Here is a 19,195-nt window from a genome sequence, read left to right as displayed (position 1 = left end):
CGCTCGTTTGCGCAGCTCAGAAGGGTAGGAGGAGGGGCGTGCCATGACTCAATCCTTTCACGGAATCGAGTCTCTACCGAACCCGGAACGGTTCACTTCAGCGAGGCCGCGGCGCTCCCGAGGGAAGGCAGGTCGATGACCGTCTCGGCGTGTGGCTTGCCGTGGCGGAGCAGCAGGCGGCCGGAGGCGAAGGAGCCCTGCCCGAGTGGGCGGCCGCGCCCTGCGAGCCGGGGAACTTCCTGGCCGTCCTGGAGAACGGACTGCGTTCCTGTGGCCAGCCCGTGCTGGACGACACCGGCCACGGCCGGGTGCACAGACGTAGACGTAGTCGGATTCGGCCAGGTCACGGCGCTGGAACTCGGCGTGGTCGGCGGTCCACTGCTGCCGGGTCACCGTGGCCGGCGACAGCCCGGCCGAGGAGCCCAGGAACTGTTCCATCGCGGGCACGAAGTCGCCCGACGACAGGCAGTGGAGACAGAGCAGCGGCAGCACCTCGCTGAGTTACGTCCGCGAGGACGCGGCTGCCGTGGAGCAGCCGCGTCCTCGCAGGGGTCCGTCAGACCCCGGCCGTCTCGGGCTTGCGGGCAGGTTCCGCGGACTCGGCGGTGTCGCCGAGTTCCTTGCGGAGCTTTTCGCCCTCCACGTCGACGTTCGGCAGGATGCGGTCCAGCCACGTGGGCAGCCACCACGCCTTTGTGCCCAGCAGGGCGAGCACGGCGGGCACGATGGCCATGCGCACGATGAAGGCGTCGAAGAGGACCGCGATGGCGAGACCGAAGCCCATCATCTTGATCATGTTGTCGTTTTCCATGATGAAGCCGGAGAAGACACTGATCATGATGATCGCGGCTGCCCCGACGACGCGGCCGCCGTGGGTGAAGCCGGTGGTGACGGACTCGGCGGCGGACGATCCGTGGACGTAGGCCTCGCGCATGCGGGTCACGAGGAAGACCTCGTAGTCCATCGCCAGGCCGAAGACCACGCCGATCATGAAGATGGGCATCATCGACATGATCGGACCCGGCTGGTCCACGCCGAACACGTCCGCGAGCCATCCCCACTGGAACACCGCGACCACCGCGCCGAGCGCCGCCGCCACCGAGAGCAGGAACCCCAGGGCCGCCTTCAGCGGGACGAGGACGGAGCGGAACACCAGCATCAGGAGCAGGAAGGCGAGGCCGACGACCAGGGCCAGGTACGGGATCAGCGCATCGTCCAGGGTCTGCGAGAAGTCGATCGTCATCGCGGTCATGCCCGTGACCAGGATCGTCGCGCCCGTCTCGGCCCTGATGCCGCCGGACAGCGCGCGGATGTCCTTGACCAGCTCCTCGGTGGCCGCGTCGCTCGGCCCGGTCTTGGGCACGACGGTGAGGACGGCCGTGTCACCCTGCTCGTTGAAGGTCGCCGGGGTGACGGCGGCGGCGTCGCCCAGGTCGGTGATCTCCTTGCCGACGGTCGCGGCGGCGGCCTTCGCGTCGTCGGCACCCCGAGTGTCGACGGTGACCATCAGCGGGCCGTTGAACCCGGCACCGAAGGACTCGGACAGCATGTCGTAGGCCTTGCGCTGGGTGGTGTCGGGGGCCGAGCTGCCCTCGTCCGGCAGGCCCAGCTCCAGGCTGGTGGCCGGCACGGCAACGACGCCGAGGCCGATCACCGCGGTGACCAGTACGGTCACCGGACGGCGCAGCACGAAGCGGGCCCAGCGAGTGCCGAGCTTCGGCTTGGCGGACGCCGTCCGCTGTCCGGCGGCGGCCTTGCGGTCCCTGCGACTGAGTGCCTTCTTGCCGGCGAAGCCGAGCAGCGCAGGGGTCATGGTAAGCGCGATCAGCACGGCGATGCCGACCGTGGCTGCGGCGGCCAGACCCATCTTGGTGAGGATCGGAATGTTGACCACCGCGAGGCCCGCCAGGGCCACGATGACGGTGAGTCCCGCGAAGACCACGGCGGAGCCGGCGGTGCCGACCGCGCGTCCCGCGGCCTCCTCAGGCGTGCGGCCCTCGGCGATCTCGGCTCGGTAGCGCGAGACGATGAACAAGGCGTAGTCGATGGCGACCGCCAGGCCGATCATCGTGGCGAGCGTGGATGTCGTGGCGGACAGGTCCAGTGTGCTGCCGAGTGCTCCGATACCGGAGATGCCGATACCCACACCGGTGATCGCCGAGAGCAGCGGCATGCCGGCCGCAACGAGTGAGCCGAAGGTCAGCAGGAGCACGACGGCCGCAACACCGATGCCGATCAGCTCAGCGGTGCCGCCCACCTCCTGCTCGGCCATGACCGCGTCGCCGCCGGTTTCGACGGTGAACCCGCCGCTGCGCGCGTCGTCGGTGGCCGCGGTGAGCGACTCGCGGGCATGGTCGGTCAACTCCATTGCATTGACCGTGTATGTCACCGAGGCGTACGCGGTCGTGCCGTCCTCGCTGACGGCGTCCGCCTCGAACGGGTCGGCCACCGAGGCGACCTGTGGACCGTCCCCGAGGGCGGTGACCAGCTGTTCGACCGTGGCCTTGCCGGCCGGGTCGGAGATCTTCCCGCCCTCGGGGGCGCGGATCACGACACGCGCCGTGGCGCCTTCGGCGCCGGCCGCCGGGAAACGCTCATCGAGCAGGTCGAACGCCTTCTGAGAATCGGTGCCGGGCATGGAGAAGGAGTCTTCGGGAGGGGCGGGCGCGGCGGACGCGGCAACGCCGGCGCCCACGAGTATGGCCACCCACAGCAGGGCGATGAGACCGCGGCGCCGGAACGCGCGTCGGCCGAGTCGATAAAGGAACGTAGCCACCTGGGACCAATCCGTCGGATACGGGCAGGACGAGACCCGGCAGATGGGAAGGCAGGGGTTCTGGCCGGGCTACCCGTTCATGCTCGCCCGGGTTCTGCTTCATTTGATCCGTCCCTGGGGCTGGACCGGCGTACTGCATTGTGTGTAGTGCGTATCCGTGCTCCTCTCCCCTGAGGAGTAGATCCGAGGATGGGTGTACGCCGCATTTCGTTTCCTCACCGAACCAGTGCCTGTCAGCCGGTCACCGGCCGTCGCGTTCCCCCGGGACCGCGCGGACGATCCAGAGCGTCCCCAAACAGGTCGGGCCCACGTGAACGCGGATGCCTCCCCTGATGGCGGCCCGGCCGCCGGACACGGGATCTGTCAATGGACGGGTCTGGCCTGTAGTCGGTGGTGACACCGCGTGCCCGTCAGAAGAGGAGGATGCGGTGACGGAGGAGGCCGGACCGAACCGCTGGATGCCGGCGCCCGGCCGCCGAGCCGAGGAACTGCTCCAGCGCCGGCACGAAGTCCCCGGACGACAAACCGTGCAGACAGAGCAGGGGCAGCACCTCGCTGACCTTCGGGGACTTGCGACACCACGGCGGCAGGATCGCGGAAGAGAACCGCTTGCGCTCGCCCGTGGCTTCGTCGACGCGCTTGTCGTTCACGCGCGGGGCCTTCACCTCGACGGCAACGTGAGTCGTCCCCTCCTGCCGGCAGCGGGTCCAGTACCTCATACGGACAGGGGGCTTGTTGAGCGAGGACGTCGATGCCTTCGTGGAGGTAGCGGTAACCGGTGGCCTGGGAGATGCCCGCGTCCCGGGCCAGGCAGTGCACACAGCCACGTTCGCGGCCCATGCCCGGCCGGGCGCGCTGCTCGTACTGTGCTCCCCCGTCGCCCCGATCACCCGGACCGATCCGGCCACCGCCCCGGTGGACACCTCCAGGGGACCTGCCACAGTCACCATCCGCCACGCGTGGGAAGCCGAATGCCGCTGCCTGTTGCGGACTACCTGCAACTGCCTTCTGTCGCTTGCCTGTCGAGCGGCGGCCCCGCAATGGCACGATCACGATTGCGTACCGCCTGGTAGCGCGGTGATCACCGGAGCCCGACCGGGATCTATCGTCGTCCCAGCAGCAGCGATACGAGGTCGGCCAGGTGTGAACCGCCGCCTCGGGAGGGATCGCTGCGCATCACACGAGGAAGAACGAACATGCGAAGCACCGCTGTACGCCGTACCGCCCTGGCCGCCGCCGCGACATCCCTGGTTTTCCTGGTCACCGCCTGCGGTGGCGAGGGTGCGGGCGGGGACGGGGACACGAAGGACAAGGGCAAGGAGACCGCGGCAGCCGAGCCCGCGGCCAAGGCGCTGACCGCGGCCGAGCTGGAGAAGGCCGCGATCGCCGAGGGCGATGTCGAGGCGCACAAGATCGTGAAGGCCGGGCCGCAGGACGACATCGCGGCCAAGGACGTCAAGACGGGCAAGGCCGAGTGCGAGCCGGTGGCCCGGGCGCTCGCCGGTTCGCCGATGGGCGAACCGGTTGCGACGGTGAAGCGGAGGGCCACCGCGGAGCCCGACGCGAAGGAGGCCGGCAAGGACGGCACGATCGAAGACGCCTTCGACATCACCACGTCGCTGGTCGCGCTCTCGTCCTACGAGGGCGAGGGCGCGGCTGACGCCTTCTCGGCGCTGAAGTCCGCGGGCACGGCCTGCGCCGGTGGCTTCACCATGACGCTGGCCGGCACGGAGCAGAAGATCGTGAAGCTGACCGAGGCGGAGGTTTCGGGCGGCGACGAGGCCGTGGCGTGGACGATGACCGCCGAGCAGGACGGCGAGAAGCTGCCCTTCAACCTGGCGGTCGTGCGCAAGGGCGGCACCTTCGTGTCGTTCTCCTCGCTCAACCTCGTGGCTCCCGAGGGCGCTCTCCCGCTGCCCACCGCCGTCATCGACGCCCAGGCGGCCAAGCTCGGCTGACCTGCCCGCAGGGCGCGGACCTGCCCGCTCGCGCTCGGAACCGTAGGCTTCCGCCATGTGCGGAATCGTGGGTTACGTCGGCGGACAGTCGGCGCTCGATGTGGTCATCGCCGGGCTGAAGCGGCTCGAGTACCGCGGCTACGACTCGGCCGGAGTCGCGGTACTCGCCGACGGGGGGCTCGCCGCGGCGAAGAAGGCGGGCAAGCTCGTCAATCTGGAGAAGGAGCTGGTGGAACGGCCGCTGCCGAGCGGTTCCACCGGCATCGGGCATACGCGCTGGGCCACCCACGGCGGGCCCACCGACGCCAACGCGCACCCTCACCTGGACAACGCCGGGCGCGTCGCCGTCGTGCACAACGGCATCATCGAGAACTTCGCCGTGCTGCGCGCCGAGCTGGCCGAGCGGGGGCACGACCTGGAGTCGGAGACCGACACCGAGGTCGTCGCCCATCTGCTCGTGGAGTCGTTCTCCTCGTGCGGCGACCTCGCGGAGTCGATGCGGATGGTCTGCCGGCAGCTGGAAGGCGCGTTCACGCTGGTCGCCGTGCACGCGGACGAGCCGGACGTGGTCGTCGGCGCGCGGCGGAACTCGCCGCTGGTGGTGGGCGTTGGAGCAGGTGAGTCCTTCCTGGCGTCGGACGTGGCCGCGTTCATCGCCCACACGCGGTCCGCGATCGAGCTCGGACAGGACCAGGTGGTGGAGCTCCGCCGGGACGGAGTGACGATCACCGGCTTCGACGGGGAGCCCGCGGACGTGCGGTCCTACCACGTGGACTGGGACGCTTCCGCGGCGGAAAAGGGGGGGTATGACTACTTCATGCTCAAGGAGATCGCCGAACAGCCCAAGGCTGTCGCCGATACCCTCCTCGGCCGCATCGACGCGTCGGGGTCACTGAGTCTCGACGAGGTGCGCATCCCGCAGTCCGTGTTGCGTGAGGCGGACAAGGTCGTCATCGTCGCCTGCGGTACGGCTTTCCACTCGGGCATGATCGCCAAGTACGCCATCGAGCACTGGACCCGTATCCCGTGCGAGGTGGAGCTGGCGAGCGAGTTCCGCTACCGGGACCCGATCCTCGACCAGCGGACGCTGGTGATCGCGATCTCGCAGTCCGGCGAGACCATGGACACCCTGATGGCGCTGCGGCACGCGCGCGAGCAGGGCGCCAGGGTGCTGGCCATCTGCAACACGAACGGGTCGACGATCCCGCGCGAGTCGGACGCCGTGCTCTACACGCACGCGGGTCCGGAGGTCGCGGTCGCCTCGACGAAGGCGTTCCTGACACAGCTCGTCGCCTGCTATCTGGTCGCGCTGTATCTGGCACAGGTCCGCGGCACCAAATGGGCCGACGAGATCCGGGCCGTCGTCCGCGACCTGGCGCACATCTCCGGGGAGGTCGACCGGGTCCTGGCGACGATGGAGCCGGTGCGGGAGCTGGCACGCTCGCTGGCCGACAAGAACACGGTGCTGTTCCTGGGCCGCCATGTGGGCTACCCGGTCGCTCTGGAGGGTGCGCTGAAGCTCAAGGAACTGGCGTACATGCACGCGGAGGGGTTCGCCGCGGGCGAGCTCAAGCACGGCCCGATCGCGCTGATCGAGGAGGACCTGCCGGTGGTGGTCGTCGTGCCGTCCCCGCGCGGGCGCTCGGTGCTCCACGACAAGATCGTCTCCAACATCCAGGAGATCCGTGCGCGCGGCGCACGGACGATCGTGATCGCCGAGGAGGGCGACGAGGCGGTCGTGCCGTACGCGGACCATCTCGTATGGATCCCGGCGACACCGACGCTGCTCCAGCCGATGGTCGCCACCGTGCCGCTGCAGGTCTTCGCCTGCGAGCTGGCGACGGCCCGCGGCAACGAGGTCGACCAGCCCCGCAATCTGGCCAAGTCCGTGACGGTGGAGTGAACGCGTGATCATCGGGGTGGGGATCGACGTGGCCGAGATCGACCGGTTCGCCGCGGCGATGAAGCGGACACCGGGGATGGCCGAGCGGCTGTTCCTTGAGGGGGAGTTGCTGCTCCCGAGCGGTGAGCAGCGGGGGTACGCCTCCCTCGCCGCGCGGTTCGCCGCGAAGGAGGCACTCGCGAAGGCGCTCGGCGCACCTGCCGGACTGCTGTGGACGGACGCGGAGGTGTGCGTGGAGGACTCCGGCCGCCCCGTGCTGCGCGTGCACGGCACGGTCGCGGCCCGTGCGGCCGAACTGGGCGTGCGGTCCTGGCACGTGTCGCTCAGTCATGACGCGGGCGTGGCATCGGCGGTGGTCATCGCGGAGGGCTAGGGCGTGTTTCGAAAGTCCCGCCTGGCCCACGACGCCTGGCACGCACACTCGCTGCGTTGTCGGAGTCATCCAGGTACGTCCAGTACGAGGATGATCCTCCGCCTTGCGATTGCACGCACCAGACGCCGCGGACCCCGCCCTGCGGGCGGACGACGCTACTTTCGAAACACGCCCTAGTGACCGCAAGACGGAGACGTCTCCGGCAGTACGCGGACGCGTAGCGGTGGGGCGGGGGACGCCCCGGACCGCAACTGCGCGCCCCTCGGGGGCGGGTGCGGCAGACTCGGGGGCATGCGTACTGCGTACAGCGTGGAGACCGTGAGGCACGCCGAGGCACAGCTCATGGCCGGACTGCCGGAAGGCGCGCTCATGCAGCGCGCCGCCGCAGGGCTGGCGGCAGCCTGCGCCGGACTGTTGGGGAGGGTGTACGGCGCGCGGGTCGTGCTGCTCGTCGGCAGCGGCGACAACGGCGGCGACGCCCTGTACGCCGGCGCCCGGCTGGCGCGCCGCGGGGCCGGGGTCGTCGCCGTGCCGCTCTCGCGCGACCGCGTCCACCGCGGCGGTCTCGCGGCGCTGCTCCGCGCCGGCGGTCATGTGGCCGACGACCCGTTCGAGGTGCTCGCCTCCGCGGACCTGGTGCTGGACGGGATCACCGGCATCGGCGGTCACGGCGGGCTGCGGCCGGAGGCCGTCCCCGTCGCGCGGGCTGCCCGCGGATCCGATGCCGTGATCGTCGCCGTCGACCTGCCCAGCGGCGTCGAGGCGGACACGGGCGAGGTGCGGGGCGAGGCGCTCCGCGCCGACGCGACCGTCACCTTCGGGACGTACAAGCCGGGGCTGCTCGTCGACCCGGCCAAGGAGCACACGGGAACGCTGCGGCTGGTCCCCATCGGTCTCGAGGACCACCTTCCCTCCGTGCCCGAGCTGGAGGCGCTGCAACACGCGGACCTCGCACAGCTGTTGCCGGTGCCGGCCGCGGAGAGCGACAAGTACCGGCGGGGTGTCGTCGGCGTCGTCGCCGGCTCCGCGCGCTACCCCGGCGCGGCCGTCCTCTCGGTCGCGGGCGCGCTGCGCGGCGGGTCGGGGGCGGTGCGGTACGTCGGCCCGGCGGCCGACGCGGTGATCGCCCGCTTCCCGGAGTGCCTCGTGCACGCAGGCCCCCCGAAGAAGGCCGGCCGGGTCCAGTCCTGGGTCGTCGGCCCGGGGCTCGGCGAGAACGCGGACGCGGTACGGGAGGTGCTCGCGTCCGACGTGCCCGTACTGGTCGACGCCGACGGGCTGCGCCTGCTGGACGCCGCCGCCGTACGGGACCGGGCCGCGCCCACGCTGCTGACGCCGCACGCGGGGGAGGCGGCGGCGCTGCTCGGTGTTGCGCGCGAGGAGGTGGAGGCCGCACGGCTCGGCTCGGTGCGGGAGCTGGCGTCGAGGTTCGGCGCCACGGTCCTGCTCAAGGGGTCGACGACCCTGGTTGCCGCGCCCGGAGGGGAGCGCTCACCGGTCCGGGTCAATCCGATGGGCAGCTCGTGGCTTGCCACGGCCGGCAGCGGCGATGTGCTGTCCGGCCTGGCCGGTTCGCTGCTCGCCGCCGGCCTCGACGCACGCGACGCGGGCTCGGCGGCCGCGTACCTGCACGGACTGGCGGCCCGTCACGCGGCCGCGCAGGGCGCGCCGATCACGGCGCTCGAGGTGGCGGAGGCGCTCCCGGCGGCGTGGCGCGACGTCCGGGCGGTGTGACGTCGGCGTGACTACGGCGCGGCGTGACGCGGACGAACCGGGACCGTACGTGCCGGGCCGCCATCCACGACACCCCGCGCCGTGACGCACGCGACCGCCAGGTGTACGAATCCGGCCGTACGGCTCTGAGACACTGGGCGCGATGAGTCACACAGCACCGAGCAGCCGAACCGCACCACTGCGCGCCCGTGCCGAGATCGACCTCGCAGCCCTGCGCGCCAACGTGCGGACCCTGCGCGCCCGCGCGCCGCACGCCGCCCTGATGGCCGTGGTGAAGTCGGACGCGTACGGCCACGGCATGCTGCCCTGCGCCCGTGCGGCCCGTGCGGCCGGAGCCACCTGGCTCGGCACCGCCACCCCCCACGAGGCGCTCACGCTCCGCGACGCCGGTGTCGAAGGCCGGATCCTGTGCTGGCTGTGGACACCCGGCGGCCCGTGGCGCGAGGGCATCGAGGCGGACCTCGACATGTCCGTGAGCGGCCTGTGGGCTCTCGAGGAAGTCACCGCCGCGGCCAGGGCGGCGGGCCGTCCCGCCCGTATCCAGCTCAAGGCCGACACCGGACTCGGCCGCAACGGCTGCCAGCCCGCAGACTGGCCCGAGCTGGTCGCGGCCGCCCGCACGGCGGAGGACGACGGCCTCGTGGACGTCACCGGCCTGTGGTCCCACTTCGCGTGCGCCGACGAGCCCGGGCACCCCTCGATCGCCGCGCAGCTCGGCGTCTTCCGCGACATGCTCGACCACGCCGAGAAGGCGGGCATCGAGCCCGAGGTCCGCCACATGGCCAACTCCCCGGCGACGCTGACGATCCCCGAAGCGCACTTCGACCTCGTGCGGACCGGCATCGCGATGTACGGCATCTCGCCCAGCCCCGAGCTGGGCACCCCCGCCGACTTCGGGCTGCGTCCGGTGATGACGCTCGCCGCCTCCGTGGCCCTCGTCAAACACGTCCCCGGAGGGCATGGAGTCAGCTACGGCCACCACTACGTCACGCCCGACGAGACGACCCTCGGACTCATCCCCGTCGGATACGCGGACGGCATCCCGCGCCATGCCTCGGGCACCGGGCCGGTCCTGGTCGCGGGCGAGTGGCGGCGGGTGGCCGGGCGGGTCGCGATGGACCAGTTCGTCGTGGATCTCGGCGGGCAGACGGTTCCTGCGGGCACCGAAGCGGTGCTGTTCGGCCCGGGCGACCGGGGCGAGCCGAGCGCGGAGGACTGGGCGCAGGCGGCCGGCACCATCGCGTACGAGATCGTCACGCGCATCGGAACCCGGGTTCCACGCGTCTACGTGAACGAGGACGTGAACGAACGCGTGAACGAGGACGTGAGCGAGGACCAGGACCCCGAGAACTTCCACGAGTAGGAGAGCGGCACGGTGAGCGAGACCAGCACGGGGGACGCGGCGGAGGCCGCCGCGGTGGTCGTGGCCGAGGCCACGGGCAACTGGCGCCGCGCGAGCGTCGCCGGTGCGGCGATAGGCGTGGTCGCGGCGGGCGCCGCCGCGGGCGTAGCGCTCGAGCGGCTCACCGTCGGCCGCGGCATGCGGAAGAAGGCACGGCTGGCGCTCGACGCGTCCGGGCCGTACGGCGCCCTGCGTGGCATCCCGGGCAAGGCACCCGCCGACGACGGCACGACGCTCTACTACGAGGTGGACGAGACCGACCCGGACGTCGCCGCGCCGCGCCGCCGCAGGCTGTTCGGGCGCAAGTCCCCGGCTCCGGTGACCGTCGTCTTCAGCCATGGCTACTGCCTCAGCCAGGACTCGTGGCACTTCCAGCGCGCGGCGCTGCGTGGCCTGGTACGGACCGTCCACTGGGACCAGCGCAGCCACGGCCGGTCCGGCCGGAGCGCCGCGGCCGCTGCCGGCGGCGCAGCGGTCTCCATCGACCAGTTGGGCCGCGACCTGAAGGCGGTCATCGACGCGGCGGCACCCGACGGGCCGCTCGTGCTGGTCGGCCACTCCATGGGCGGCATGACGATGATGGCGCTCGCCGCCCACTATCCGGAGCTGGTGCAGGAGCGTGTGGTCGCGGCGGCGTTCGTCGGCACGTCGTCCGGGAAGCTCGGCGAGGTGAGCTACGGGCTGCCGGTGGCCGGAGTGAACGCCGTACGGCGCGTCCTGCCGGGTGTGCTGCGTGCGCTGGGTTCGCAGGCCGAATTGGTCGAACGGGGCCGGCGCGCCACCGCGGACCTGTTCGCGGGGCTGATCAAGCGGTACTCGTTCTCCTCGAAGGACGTGGACCCGGCGGTCGCGCGGTTCGCCGAGCGGATGATCGAGTCGACGCCGATCGACGTGGTCGCCGAGTTCTATCCGGCGTTCGCCGAGCACGACAAGACCGACGCGCTCGCCAGTTTCCAGGGGCTGCCCGTGCTCGTCCTCGCGGGTGACAAGGACCTCGTGACGCCGAGCGCGCACAGCGAGGCGATCGCCGATCTGCTGCGGGAGGCGGAGCCGGCGGCCGAGCTGGTCATCGTGCCGGACGCCGGGCACCTCGTGATGCTCGAGCATCCGGAGGCCGTCACCGACCGGCTGGCGGACCTCCTGGTGCGGGCCGGCGCGGTGCCGCCAGCGGCTACCGTTGGTCGGTATGGAAGCACCGCACAGCCCGGCGGCTGAGACCGCCGCCGCCCGCGTCCTGATCCGTCTCTCTGTCGACTCCCCCGAGGAGATGCAGAACCTCGGGCGCAGCCTCGCGAAACTGCTGCGCCCCGGCGACCTGGTGATGCTCACGGGCGAGCTCGGCGCCGGCAAGACGACGCTCGCCCGCGGCCTGGGGGAAGGCCTCGGCGTGCGCGGCGCCGTCACGTCCCCGACGTTCGTCATCGCCCGTGTCCACCCGTCCCTGACGGGCGGTCCGGCACTGGTGCACGTGGACGCCTACCGGCTGGGCGGCGGGCTCGACGAGATGGAAGACCTCGACCTCGATGTGTCGCTGCCGACGTCGGTGGTGGTCGTGGAGTGGGGCGACGGCAAGGTCGAGGACCTCTCGGAGGACCGCCTGCACGTGGTCCTCGACCGCGTCGTCGGCGACACCGACGACGACCGCCGCACGGTGACCCTCGCGGGGTACGGAGCGCGGTGGGCGGACGTGGACTTGGCGGTGGCGGGAGCGTAGGGCCGGTTCGGGCGCCGCTGGGCCGTGTTGCGGGGCTCTGCTCCGGACCCCGCGGCTCAATCGGCGGTGAGGCTGGACGGGCGTCGGCCGGGCTCGGTGGGTGTCGCGGTTGTCGGGCGGACAGGTGGGCGCCTCGGTCGTTGGCTGCGTCCTGGTTGCCGGACGGGGCCGGGACTGCGCAGCGGCCCGGTTGCGCGCAGCGGCAGCGACGGTCGCAGCGGTCGAACCCCCCACGGCCGCCAGGCCGTGCGGGCCTGCGAGGCGCGGGCCGGGGGCTGTGCCCCGGTTCGGGATGGGCAGGACGGGGGAGAATCGCCGTACGTTCCGACAAGACGTCGGGAAAATGTTGCGTCCGCTGCGCCTCGCGTGATGACATGGTACCGAGACCTGGTTAGGTCTACCTAACCTCGCCTGCCCCCGGAGCCCCAGGAGGCGTCCATGTCGGCATCGGAGCGCGAAGCACAGTCGAGTCAGCAGCCGTCCGAGCCTGCCGCGGCGGCGCCGCTGCCGACGGCCTTGTCGATGCGGGAGCTGCTGGCGTCCTGCGCCGCGGCCAGCGCGGTGTCCACGCCGCCCCGCCAAGTGCCCCGCGCGCCCCGTGAGACCGGACGGCCCACGCAGCACCGCGACGCCGCCTGAGCGGCTCGGTTCGTTCGCACGCGGTCGTACGCAAGCACCCGTACGGGTAGGGCCCTATGGGACCACGACCACCTTCGAGCCGACCGTCGCGAACACCCACACCGCGTCCCCGTCAGCCCGCTTCATCCGCACGCCGCCCGTCTTCTTCGCCGGGTCCGGGCTGGCCATGGAGCCGTCGACCGCCGCACTGAAGCCGACCGACACCTCGTCGACGGTCGCGAACCGCACCACGTGCTCGATCGGCACCCCGTCGGAGCCGGACACGCTGCCCGACCGCGAGGTCACGGTGTAGGAGCCCGGCTTCGGGCTGACCGTGGACGGCATGACCTCGAAGGTGCGCTGCACCTTCTCGTTCGCGTCCACCAGCCACACCCGCCGGTCACCGAGTGCGTACACGACGCGCAGACCGGTGCCCGAGTCCGCCGGGAGCGCCAGCGGGTCCTTCGGCTTGGTCGAGGCGGTGGCGCCCGGGGCAGCCGCCGAAGGAGCGGCGCTCGGCCGCTTGGCAGGGTCGAGGTTCTCGGGGACGTTCGCCGACGCCTGGTAGGCGAGGAAACCGACGACGGCCAACGCGGCCGCCGTGAGCCCGGCCACGAGTCCCGAGCTGCTCCGTGCCACCCTGCTCACCTCTCGGACACCTGCGATTGCCTGTGAGTGCCTGTGATCGCTTTCGATCACAGGCGATCTGCTTATCGTGGTGACGTTAGCACCGCCGCTTCGTTCGACGGGGCAGCCGTGGCGCCCTCGCCGGAGCCGTAGGCTGTTTGCGTGCTCTTGCTCGCCATGGATACCGCAACCCCCGCCGTCACCGCTGCCCTGCACGACGGTTCGTCCGTCGTCGCCGAGTCCAGCCGCGTGGACGCGCGCCGTCACGGGGAGCTGTTGCTGCCTGCCGTCGACCACGTGCTCGCGGAGGCCGGTGTGAAGCTCGACGCCGTCACCGGCGTCGTCGTCGGCGTGGGCCCGGGGCCGTACACGGGCCTGAGGGTCGGGCTGGTCACGGCCGCGACCTTCGCGTCGGCGCTCGGCGTCCCGGTCCACGGCGTGTGCACCCTGGACGGGCTCGCGTACGCCGCCGGGCTCGACGAGCCCTTCGTGGTGGCGACCGACGCTCGCCGCAAGGAGGTCTACTGGGCGCGGTACGAGGGCGCCCGTACGCGCCTGACCGATGCGGCCGTCGACCGACCGGACGACATCGCCGAGCAGGTCGCCGGCCTGCCGGCGGTCGGGGCCGGTGCGTTGCTGTACCCGCAGACGTTTCCCGACGCCCGCGGCCCCGAGCATGTCTCCGCCGCCGCGCTCGCCGCGCTGGCCGCGGAAAAGCTCGAGGCCGGCGAGGAGTTCCTGCCCCCGCAGCCGCTGTATCTGCGCCGCCCCGACGCCCAGGTCCCCAAGAACTACAAGGTGGTCACCCCGAAGTGAGCGCCGCCGACCTGCGTGAGATGCGCTGGTGGGACCTGGAGCCGGCGCTGGAGCTCGAGCACGAGCTGTTTCCCGAGGACGCCTGGTCTCCCGGCATGTTCTGGTCGGAACTCGCGCACTCCCGGGGCCCGCAGGCCACCCGCCGCTATGTGGTCGCGGAGGCCGACGGGAAGATCGTCGGCTACGCGGGGCTGGCGGCGGCCGGCGGACTCGGCGACGTACAGACCATCGCCGTCGACCGCAGCCAGTGGGGGACCGGCCTCGGCTCCCGGCTGCTGACCGACCTGCTGCAGCACGCCACCGCCTTCGAGTGCGACGAGGTGCTCCTCGAGGTGCGCGTGGACAACGTCAGGGCCCAGAAGCTGTACGAGCGCTTCGGCTTCGAGCCCATCGGATTCCGCCGCGGCTACTACCAGCCGGGCAACATCGACGCCCTCGTCATGCGACTGACCGTACAAGGAACAGAGACCAACTGATGGCTGACGAACCGCTCGTACTCGGCATCGAGACCTCCTGCGACGAGACCGGCGTCGGCATCGTCCGCGGTACTACCCTGCTCGCCGACGCGATCGCCTCCAGCGTCGACACCCACGCCCGCTTCGGCGGCGTGGTGCCCGAGATCGCCTCCCGCGCGCACCTGGAGGCGATGGTGCCGACCATCGAACGCGCGCTGAAGGAGGCAGGCGTGAGCGCCCGCGACCTCGACGGCATCGCGGTCACCGCCGGGCCGGGCCTCGCGGGCGCACTGCTGGTCGGCGTCTCGGCGGCGAAGGCCTACGCGTACGCCCTGAACAAGCCGCTGTACGGGGTCAACCACCTCGCCTCCCACATCTGCGTCGACCAGCTCGAGCACGGCCCGCTGCCCGAGCCGACGATGGCGCTGCTCGTCTCCGGCGGCCACTCCTCGTTGCTGCTCGCGCCCGACATCACCGCCGACGTGCGGCCCATGGGCGCCACCATCGACGACGCGGCGGGCGAGGCCTTCGACAAGATCGCGCGCGTCCTGGACCTGGGCTTCCCGGGTGGTCCGGTCATCGACCGCCTCGCCAAGGAGGGCGATCCGGCGGCGATCGCGTTCCCGCGCGGGCTGAGCGGTTCGAAGGACCCGGCGTACGACTTCTCGTTCTCCGGCCTGAAGACGGCCGTGGCGCGCTGGATCGAGGCGAAGCGCGCCGCCGGCGAGGAGGTGCCCGTACGGGACGTGGCGGCCTCCTTCCAGGAGGCGGTCGTCGACGTGCTGACGCGCAAGGCGGTGCGCGCCTGCAAGGACGAGGGCGTCGACCACCTGATGATCGGCGGCGGTGTCGCAGCCAACTCCCGGCTCCGTGCCCTCGCGGAGGAGCGGTGCGAGCGGGCCGGTATCCGGCTGCGCGTACCGCGGCCGAAGCTGTGCACCGACAACGGCGCGATGGTGGCGGCGCTGGGCGCGGAGATGGTCGCCCGCAACCGGTCGGCCTCCGACTGGGAGCTGTCGGCGGACTCGTCGCTTCCGGTGACCGACACACACGTGCCGGGCAGCGCGCACGGCCATGGCCACCACCACGGCCACGACCATGTGCACGAGGTCAGCAAGGAGAACCTCTACTCATGAGCGTCTTCGCGCTGATGTGGGAGGCCCGCGCAGTCCAGGACCGCGGCGCGGAACTGCTGGAGTGGGCCCGCACCCGGGAACTGGCGCGCGAGCCCCTGCGCCGTGAGACGTTCCGGGCGGCGGGGGAGCGGGTGCTCGTCATCACCTGGTGGGAGGCGCCGAACACGGATGCGGACCTCCCCGAGCTGCCCGAGCCGGCCGCCGATCTGATCACCCGCCCGGTGCACCGCTGGCGGTTCGAGTCGCTGGGCTGAGAAATCCGGCGAAGAACTTCCGCGCGTATGTCGATCCGGTCGGCTTCCGTTCGACGCACGGGTGAGAGGCGGGGAACGGCCCCGTCCTCACGACACGAGGAGTCACCATGCCGCGCTTTCTTTCGATGATCCGCATCGAGGAGAACCAGATCTCGGAGAGCGACTTCCCGCAGGACCTCGGCGAGCGGATGGGGAAGCTGCTCGAGGAGATCACCAAGGCCGGCGTCATGCTGGACACCGCCGGCCTCCGGCCGACCTCCGAGGGCACGCGCGTGACCTGGTCCGACGGCAAGATCTCCTACACCGACGGGCCCTTCACCGAGACCAAGGAAGTCATCGGCGGCTACTCCATCACGCAGTGCAAGGACAAGGCCGAAGCCCTGGAGTGGGCCAAGCGCTTCCTCGAGATCCACCCGGAAGGGTGGACGATCACCTGCGAGGTCCGCGAGATCGAAGAGGGCTGAGCGCCTGCCGCGCTTGCCCGGGTTCCGTCGCGGCTGCTCTGATGGGTGGCCGTGACGTCAGCAGGAACGACCGCAGCGGTCGAAGCGGTGTTCAGGATCGAGTCCGCGCGGATCATCGCCGGTGTCGCCCGCACAGTGCGGGACGTGGGCATCGCCGAGGAGCTCGCGCAGGACGCTCTGGTCGCCGCGCTGGAGCAGTGGCCGGAGTCGGGCGTCCCGGACAGGCCGGGGGCCTGGCTCATGGCCACCGCCAAGCACCGTGCGATCGATCTCGTACGCCGCAAGGAGACGTATGCGCGCAAGCTGGCGGAGGTGGGGCGCGCCCTGGAGGACGTCGGGCCGCCGGCCGAACCGTCGGACCCCGAGGACATCGACGACGACCTGCTGCGGCTGATCTTCACCGCCTGCCATCCGGTGCTGTCCACGGATGCGCGGATCGCCCTGACCCTGAAACTCCTCGGCGGCCTGACCACCGAGGAGATCGCCCGCGCCTTCCTGGCCGCGGAGCCGACGGTCGCGCAGCGGATCGTCCGCGCGAAGCGGTCGCTGGCGAAGGCGGACGTCCCCTTCGAGGTCCCGTACGGCGCCGACCGTGCCGCGCGACTCGGCTCGGTGCTCGAAGTCATCTACCTGATCTTCAACGAGGGTTACTCGGCCACCGCGGGCGACGACCTGGTACGCCCGGCGCTCTGCGAGGACGCGTTGCGACTGTCCCGGGTCCTTGCCGCCCTGATGCCGGACGAACCCGAAGTGCACGGCCTGAACGCCCTCCTGGAGCTCCAGGCGTCCCGCATCCCGGCCCGCACGGGACCGGCCGGGGAGCCCGTGCTGCTCGCCGAACAGAACCGCACCAAGTGGAACCGGCTGCTGATCCGCCGTGGCATCGAGGCACTGCACCGCGCGGGCGGCGGCCCGTACGGCCCGTACGCGCTGCAGGCCGCGATCACCGCCTCCCACGCGCGGGCGGTGCGGTACGAGGACACGGACTGGGCGGTGATCGCCGCGCTGTACGGGCAGTTGGCGGCCCTGAACCCGTCGCCGGTCGTGGAGCTGAACCGCGCGGTCGCCGTCTCGATGGCCGAGGGCCCGGAGGCCGGCCTGGCGCTGGTCGACGCGCTCGCCGACGAACCGGCCCTGAAGGAATACCACTTGCTGCCGAGCGTACGCGGCGACCTGCTGGCCCGGCTGGGGCGTACGGAAGAGGCACGGGCCGAGTTCGAGCGAGCCGCCTCCCTGACCCGTAACGCCAGAGAGCGGGAACTGCTGCTGGCGCGTGCGGCGGACACCGCCCGGTAGCCTGTCGCCATGCCCCGCAGTGCTCTTCCGCCCCCGCCTCCGCCTGCCGAAATACGGGCCTGGACCGACGAGGAGGCCCTGCTCGCCGACCGTGCACAGGCCATGAGGGAGCTCCACCGGCTGAGCACCGACCCGAAGCGACTGCTGCTGCTCTGGCTGACGGCGGCGGGCTTCGCGATCGGATGGTCGTTGTTCGGATCGGCGCTGCGGATCTTCACCGATACCCCGGACGGGACGGACATCCTCGGCAGCCTCTTCGGCGCGATCACCGGCGCAGTCGGCTTCGGCTGCATGGTGCCGACGGGCATCGTGATCGGCCTCGGCATCGCCCGCGACGCGGTGGTACGCGACCGGCTGCGGCAGTGGAGCGCCCTGGCCCGCGACCCGGCGAGGGACACCCGCTACGGCGCACCAGCCCTGAGTCTGGTCTGGTTCCTGCCGTCGTTCCTGCTGTGCGCCCTCGGCCTGTGGATCTCCTTCACCGTCCCGGCCGGCGCAAGGCCGGGCGAGGACACCCTGGGAGGGGTCGTCCTGCTGATGGGCCTGGGCCTGATCCTGTGGCTCACCGGCCTGCTCGGCATCGCGAAGGCGGTGAGCCACTACCGGTGGGCGATCCGGCTGGTGCCGAGGACGCCGACCGGCGCAGAGGGGCCGGGCGGGGCGCGTCGCTGACACGCTCGGATACCGTCGACCAGAGGGCGTCAACCGCGCGTACGCAGTCGTTCGGCGAGTTCTGTGAGCCAGGCGCCGGGTGTGTACGGCTGCGGGGGGTCGACTTCCATGCCGAGCTCGGCGACGGCGATTGCGTAGTCGGATTCGTCGAGGGGCAGGGTGAGCAGGTCATGGAGCTCGCCGGTGAGTTGGGCGATCAGGCCGTTGTCGGTGGTGTCCAGGTAGTCGTCGAGTGCGGCGTGGTGGTCCTCGAATTCGTCCGGCATGTCCTGGGAGAACCAGCCGCCGAGGAGCTGGGCGAGTTCGGGAAAGCGGGCGTGCCACTCCCAGTGCGTCTGGGGGGTGGCCGGGGGCGGGGCCTGGCCGGTGTCCACGCTCTCCTTGAGACGGTCGGCGAGGCGGAGGAGCCAGGCCTGGATCTCGGAGTCCGGCAGGCCCACGTCGGGTACGGGGTAGAACTCGCCGAGGCGTAGCCGGAGTCGGCCGGGTGGGTTGTCCGCGTAGGTGCGCAGTTGTTCCTCGGCGATCGGGATGGCCCAGGGGCGGGTGCGCCAGGTGTGCCGGAGGTAGGCGGTCAGGGGCTCGTCGTCGTCGGCGGTGCGGCCGAGGTGGGCGCGGATGACGTGGTCCAGCTCGCCGTACTTGCGGTCGTGTTCGCGCGGCTTCAAAGACACGAGGTGCTGCCTCTAGAGGTAGATCGGGAAGGTGGCGTGGACTGTGAAGCCGTGCGGGCTCGTCTCGTCCCGCTTGAGGATCACCCGGGCTGCGCGCACATCGACGGGCTCGCGGCCGGCGAGCATCATCGCCTGGAGCAGGACGCGCCCGACCGGCTCGGGCCGTGACGGCCAGGCGGCCTCGATGGTCAGGCGCTGCCGGGTGGACTGGGCGAGCCAGCGGTGGACGGCCTGCTCATTGGCCGTGACGACCTGCTGGGTCGCCCACTGGGCGGTCTCCCGGTCGGGGTAGGTGGCACTGCGGGTTCGCATGGGGAATCGCC

General features: G+C 71.5%; 19 protein-coding genes and 3 pseudogenes. 14 read left to right on the top strand and 8 right to left on the bottom strand.

The genetic code is table 11. The features are described 5' to 3' along the window. Nucleotides 1-92 precede the first annotated feature (92 nt). The 5 genes and pseudogenes from ACZ4SA_RS16905 to ACZ4SA_RS16885 all read right to left on the bottom strand — a co-directional run. Nucleotides 93-314, bottom strand: a complete 222-nt coding sequence (locus ACZ4SA_RS16905) for a hypothetical protein (protein WP_468274880.1) — start codon at nucleotides 312-314, stop codon at nucleotides 93-95. After that, nucleotides 304-501, bottom strand: a pseudogene (locus ACZ4SA_RS16900) (IS256 family transposase); the annotation flags it as partial. The pseudogene ACZ4SA_RS16900 and the gene ACZ4SA_RS16905, both read right to left, overlap by 11 nt. 55 nt (nucleotides 502-556) lie before the next feature. After that, entirely contained in the window at nucleotides 557-2,776 is a 2,220-nt protein-coding gene (locus ACZ4SA_RS16895) for an MMPL family transporter (protein WP_468274878.1), read from the bottom strand. A gap of 467 nt (nucleotides 2,777-3,243) precedes the next feature. Continuing rightward, nucleotides 3,244-3,456, bottom strand: a pseudogene (locus ACZ4SA_RS16890) (IS256 family transposase); the annotation flags it as partial. A gap of 28 nt (nucleotides 3,457-3,484) precedes the next feature. Beyond that, a pseudogene (locus ACZ4SA_RS16885) lies at nucleotides 3,485-3,586 on the bottom strand (IS5/IS1182 family transposase); the annotation flags it as partial. Nucleotides 3,587-3,972: 386 nt separating this feature from the next. On the opposite strand from ACZ4SA_RS16885, the gene ACZ4SA_RS16880 reads away from it, so the two are divergent. From ACZ4SA_RS16880 to tsaE, 7 genes are all read left to right on the top strand, one after another. Next, nucleotides 3,973-4,734 carry a hypothetical protein gene (locus ACZ4SA_RS16880; RefSeq protein WP_468274875.1) on the top strand — a complete coding sequence of 254 codons (762 nt, stop codon included), beginning with the start codon at nucleotides 3,973-3,975 and terminating at the stop codon, nucleotides 4,732-4,734. Between the two features lie 55 nt (nucleotides 4,735-4,789). Continuing rightward, complete coding sequence (gene glmS / locus ACZ4SA_RS16875) at nucleotides 4,790-6,637, top strand: glutamine--fructose-6-phosphate transaminase (isomerizing) (RefSeq protein ID WP_468274872.1); 1,848 nt, start codon at nucleotides 4,790-4,792, stop codon at nucleotides 6,635-6,637. 4 nt (nucleotides 6,638-6,641) lie between these two features. Continuing rightward, the gene (locus tag ACZ4SA_RS16870) at nucleotides 6,642-7,010 is read left to right on the top strand and encodes a holo-ACP synthase (protein WP_468274870.1); all 369 of its coding nucleotides are present in this window, start codon (nucleotides 6,642-6,644) and stop codon (nucleotides 7,008-7,010) included. Nucleotides 7,011-7,301: 291 nt separating this feature from the next. Beyond that, on the top strand, nucleotides 7,302-8,744 hold the full coding sequence (locus tag ACZ4SA_RS16865; RefSeq protein WP_468274867.1) for an NAD(P)H-hydrate dehydratase: 1,443 nt from the start codon (nucleotides 7,302-7,304) through the stop codon (nucleotides 8,742-8,744). 142 nt (nucleotides 8,745-8,886) lie between these two features. Continuing rightward, nucleotides 8,887-10,107: an alanine racemase gene (alr, locus tag ACZ4SA_RS16860; RefSeq protein WP_468274864.1), complete on the top strand. Its 1,221-nt coding sequence runs from the start codon at nucleotides 8,887-8,889 to the stop codon at nucleotides 10,105-10,107. 12 nt (nucleotides 10,108-10,119) lie between these two features. Then, a complete protein-coding gene (locus ACZ4SA_RS16855) occupies nucleotides 10,120-11,361 on the top strand; it encodes an alpha/beta fold hydrolase (RefSeq protein WP_468274862.1) in 1,242 nt (413 codons plus the stop codon). Then, entirely contained in the window at nucleotides 11,333-11,860 is a 528-nt protein-coding gene (gene tsaE, locus ACZ4SA_RS16850) for a tRNA (adenosine(37)-N6)-threonylcarbamoyltransferase complex ATPase subunit type 1 TsaE (protein WP_468274859.1), read from the top strand. Before ACZ4SA_RS16855 ends, tsaE begins: the two co-directional genes overlap by 29 nt. 693 nt (nucleotides 11,861-12,553) lie before the next feature. On the opposite strand, the gene ACZ4SA_RS16845 is transcribed toward tsaE, so the two are convergent. Further along, the gene (locus tag ACZ4SA_RS16845; protein WP_468274857.1) at nucleotides 12,554-13,117 is read right to left on the bottom strand and encodes a hypothetical protein; all 564 of its coding nucleotides are present in this window, start codon (nucleotides 13,115-13,117) and stop codon (nucleotides 12,554-12,556) included. Between the two features lie 150 nt (nucleotides 13,118-13,267). Between ACZ4SA_RS16845 and tsaB the strand changes: the two genes are divergently transcribed. From tsaB to ACZ4SA_RS16810, 7 genes are all read left to right on the top strand, one after another. Beyond that, nucleotides 13,268-13,921 carry a tRNA (adenosine(37)-N6)-threonylcarbamoyltransferase complex dimerization subunit type 1 TsaB gene (gene tsaB / locus ACZ4SA_RS16840; RefSeq protein WP_468274855.1) on the top strand — a complete coding sequence of 218 codons (654 nt, stop codon included), beginning with the start codon at nucleotides 13,268-13,270 and terminating at the stop codon, nucleotides 13,919-13,921. A gap of 20 nt (nucleotides 13,922-13,941) precedes the next feature. Beyond that, nucleotides 13,942-14,397 (top strand): ribosomal protein S18-alanine N-acetyltransferase, encoded by a 456-nt coding sequence (gene rimI / locus ACZ4SA_RS16835; RefSeq protein WP_468274889.1) that lies wholly within the window; start codon nucleotides 13,942-13,944, stop codon nucleotides 14,395-14,397. Further along, nucleotides 14,397-15,512, top strand: coding sequence for a tRNA (adenosine(37)-N6)-threonylcarbamoyltransferase complex transferase subunit TsaD (tsaD, locus tag ACZ4SA_RS16830; protein ID WP_468274852.1), 1,116 nt, complete (start codon nucleotides 14,397-14,399; stop codon nucleotides 15,510-15,512). The genes rimI and tsaD overlap by 1 nt, the downstream gene beginning before the upstream one ends. Further along, on the top strand, nucleotides 15,509-15,766 hold the full coding sequence (locus ACZ4SA_RS16825; RefSeq protein ID WP_468274850.1) for a hypothetical protein: 258 nt from the start codon (nucleotides 15,509-15,511) through the stop codon (nucleotides 15,764-15,766). The genes tsaD and ACZ4SA_RS16825 overlap by 4 nt, the downstream gene beginning before the upstream one ends. 107 nt (nucleotides 15,767-15,873) lie before the next feature. Beyond that, a complete protein-coding gene (locus tag ACZ4SA_RS16820) occupies nucleotides 15,874-16,230 on the top strand; it encodes a YciI family protein (RefSeq protein ID WP_468274848.1) in 357 nt (118 codons plus the stop codon). A 45-nt stretch (nucleotides 16,231-16,275) separates the two neighbouring features. Further along, nucleotides 16,276-17,526, top strand: coding sequence for an RNA polymerase sigma factor (locus tag ACZ4SA_RS16815; RefSeq protein ID WP_468274846.1), 1,251 nt, complete (start codon nucleotides 16,276-16,278; stop codon nucleotides 17,524-17,526). A 9-nt stretch (nucleotides 17,527-17,535) separates the two neighbouring features. Further along, nucleotides 17,536-18,198: a hypothetical protein gene (locus ACZ4SA_RS16810; RefSeq protein WP_468274844.1), complete on the top strand. Its 663-nt coding sequence runs from the start codon at nucleotides 17,536-17,538 to the stop codon at nucleotides 18,196-18,198. 29 nt (nucleotides 18,199-18,227) lie between these two features. On the opposite strand, the gene ACZ4SA_RS16805 is transcribed toward ACZ4SA_RS16810, so the two are convergent. Then, nucleotides 18,228-18,872, bottom strand: a complete 645-nt coding sequence (locus ACZ4SA_RS16805) for a contact-dependent growth inhibition system immunity protein (protein ID WP_468274842.1) — start codon at nucleotides 18,870-18,872, stop codon at nucleotides 18,228-18,230. A gap of 12 nt (nucleotides 18,873-18,884) precedes the next feature. Further along, nucleotides 18,885-19,184 carry an RNase A-like domain-containing protein gene (locus ACZ4SA_RS16800; protein ID WP_468274840.1) on the bottom strand — a complete coding sequence of 100 codons (300 nt, stop codon included), beginning with the start codon at nucleotides 19,182-19,184 and terminating at the stop codon, nucleotides 18,885-18,887. Nucleotides 19,185-19,195 lie beyond the last annotated feature (11 nt).

This window comes from Streptomyces sp. NPDC027962 (assembly GCF_055566095.1).
Note: the sequence above shows the minus strand (reverse complement) of the source record. Positions and strands in the feature narration are given on the sequence as shown.

Excerpts from the sequence above, each read along its gene's own strand:
- ACZ4SA_RS16880 (WP_468274875.1), top strand. The coding sequence starts at position 3,973 with ATGCGAAGCACCGCTGTACGCCGTACCGCCCTGGCCGCCGCCGCGACA.
- glmS (WP_468274872.1), top strand. The coding sequence starts at position 4,790 with ATGTGCGGAATCGTGGGTTACGTCGGCGGACAGTCGGCGCTCGATGTG.
- ACZ4SA_RS16865 (WP_468274867.1), top strand. The coding sequence starts at position 7,302 with ATGCGTACTGCGTACAGCGTGGAGACCGTGAGGCACGCCGAGGCACAG.
- alr (WP_468274864.1), top strand. The coding sequence starts at position 8,887 with ATGAGTCACACAGCACCGAGCAGCCGAACCGCACCACTGCGCGCCCGT.
- tsaE (WP_468274859.1), top strand. The coding sequence starts at position 11,333 with ATGGAAGCACCGCACAGCCCGGCGGCTGAGACCGCCGCCGCCCGCGTC.
- rimI (WP_468274889.1), top strand. The coding sequence starts at position 13,942 with ATGCGCTGGTGGGACCTGGAGCCGGCGCTGGAGCTCGAGCACGAGCTG.
- tsaD (WP_468274852.1), top strand. The coding sequence starts at position 14,397 with ATGGCTGACGAACCGCTCGTACTCGGCATCGAGACCTCCTGCGACGAG.
- ACZ4SA_RS16825 (WP_468274850.1), top strand. The coding sequence starts at position 15,509 with ATGAGCGTCTTCGCGCTGATGTGGGAGGCCCGCGCAGTCCAGGACCGC.
- ACZ4SA_RS16820 (WP_468274848.1), top strand. The coding sequence starts at position 15,874 with ATGCCGCGCTTTCTTTCGATGATCCGCATCGAGGAGAACCAGATCTCG.
- ACZ4SA_RS16810 (WP_468274844.1), top strand. The coding sequence starts at position 17,536 with ATGCCCCGCAGTGCTCTTCCGCCCCCGCCTCCGCCTGCCGAAATACGG.
- ACZ4SA_RS16800 (WP_468274840.1), bottom strand. The coding sequence starts at position 19,184 with ATGCGAACCCGCAGTGCCACCTACCCCGACCGGGAGACCGCCCAGTGG.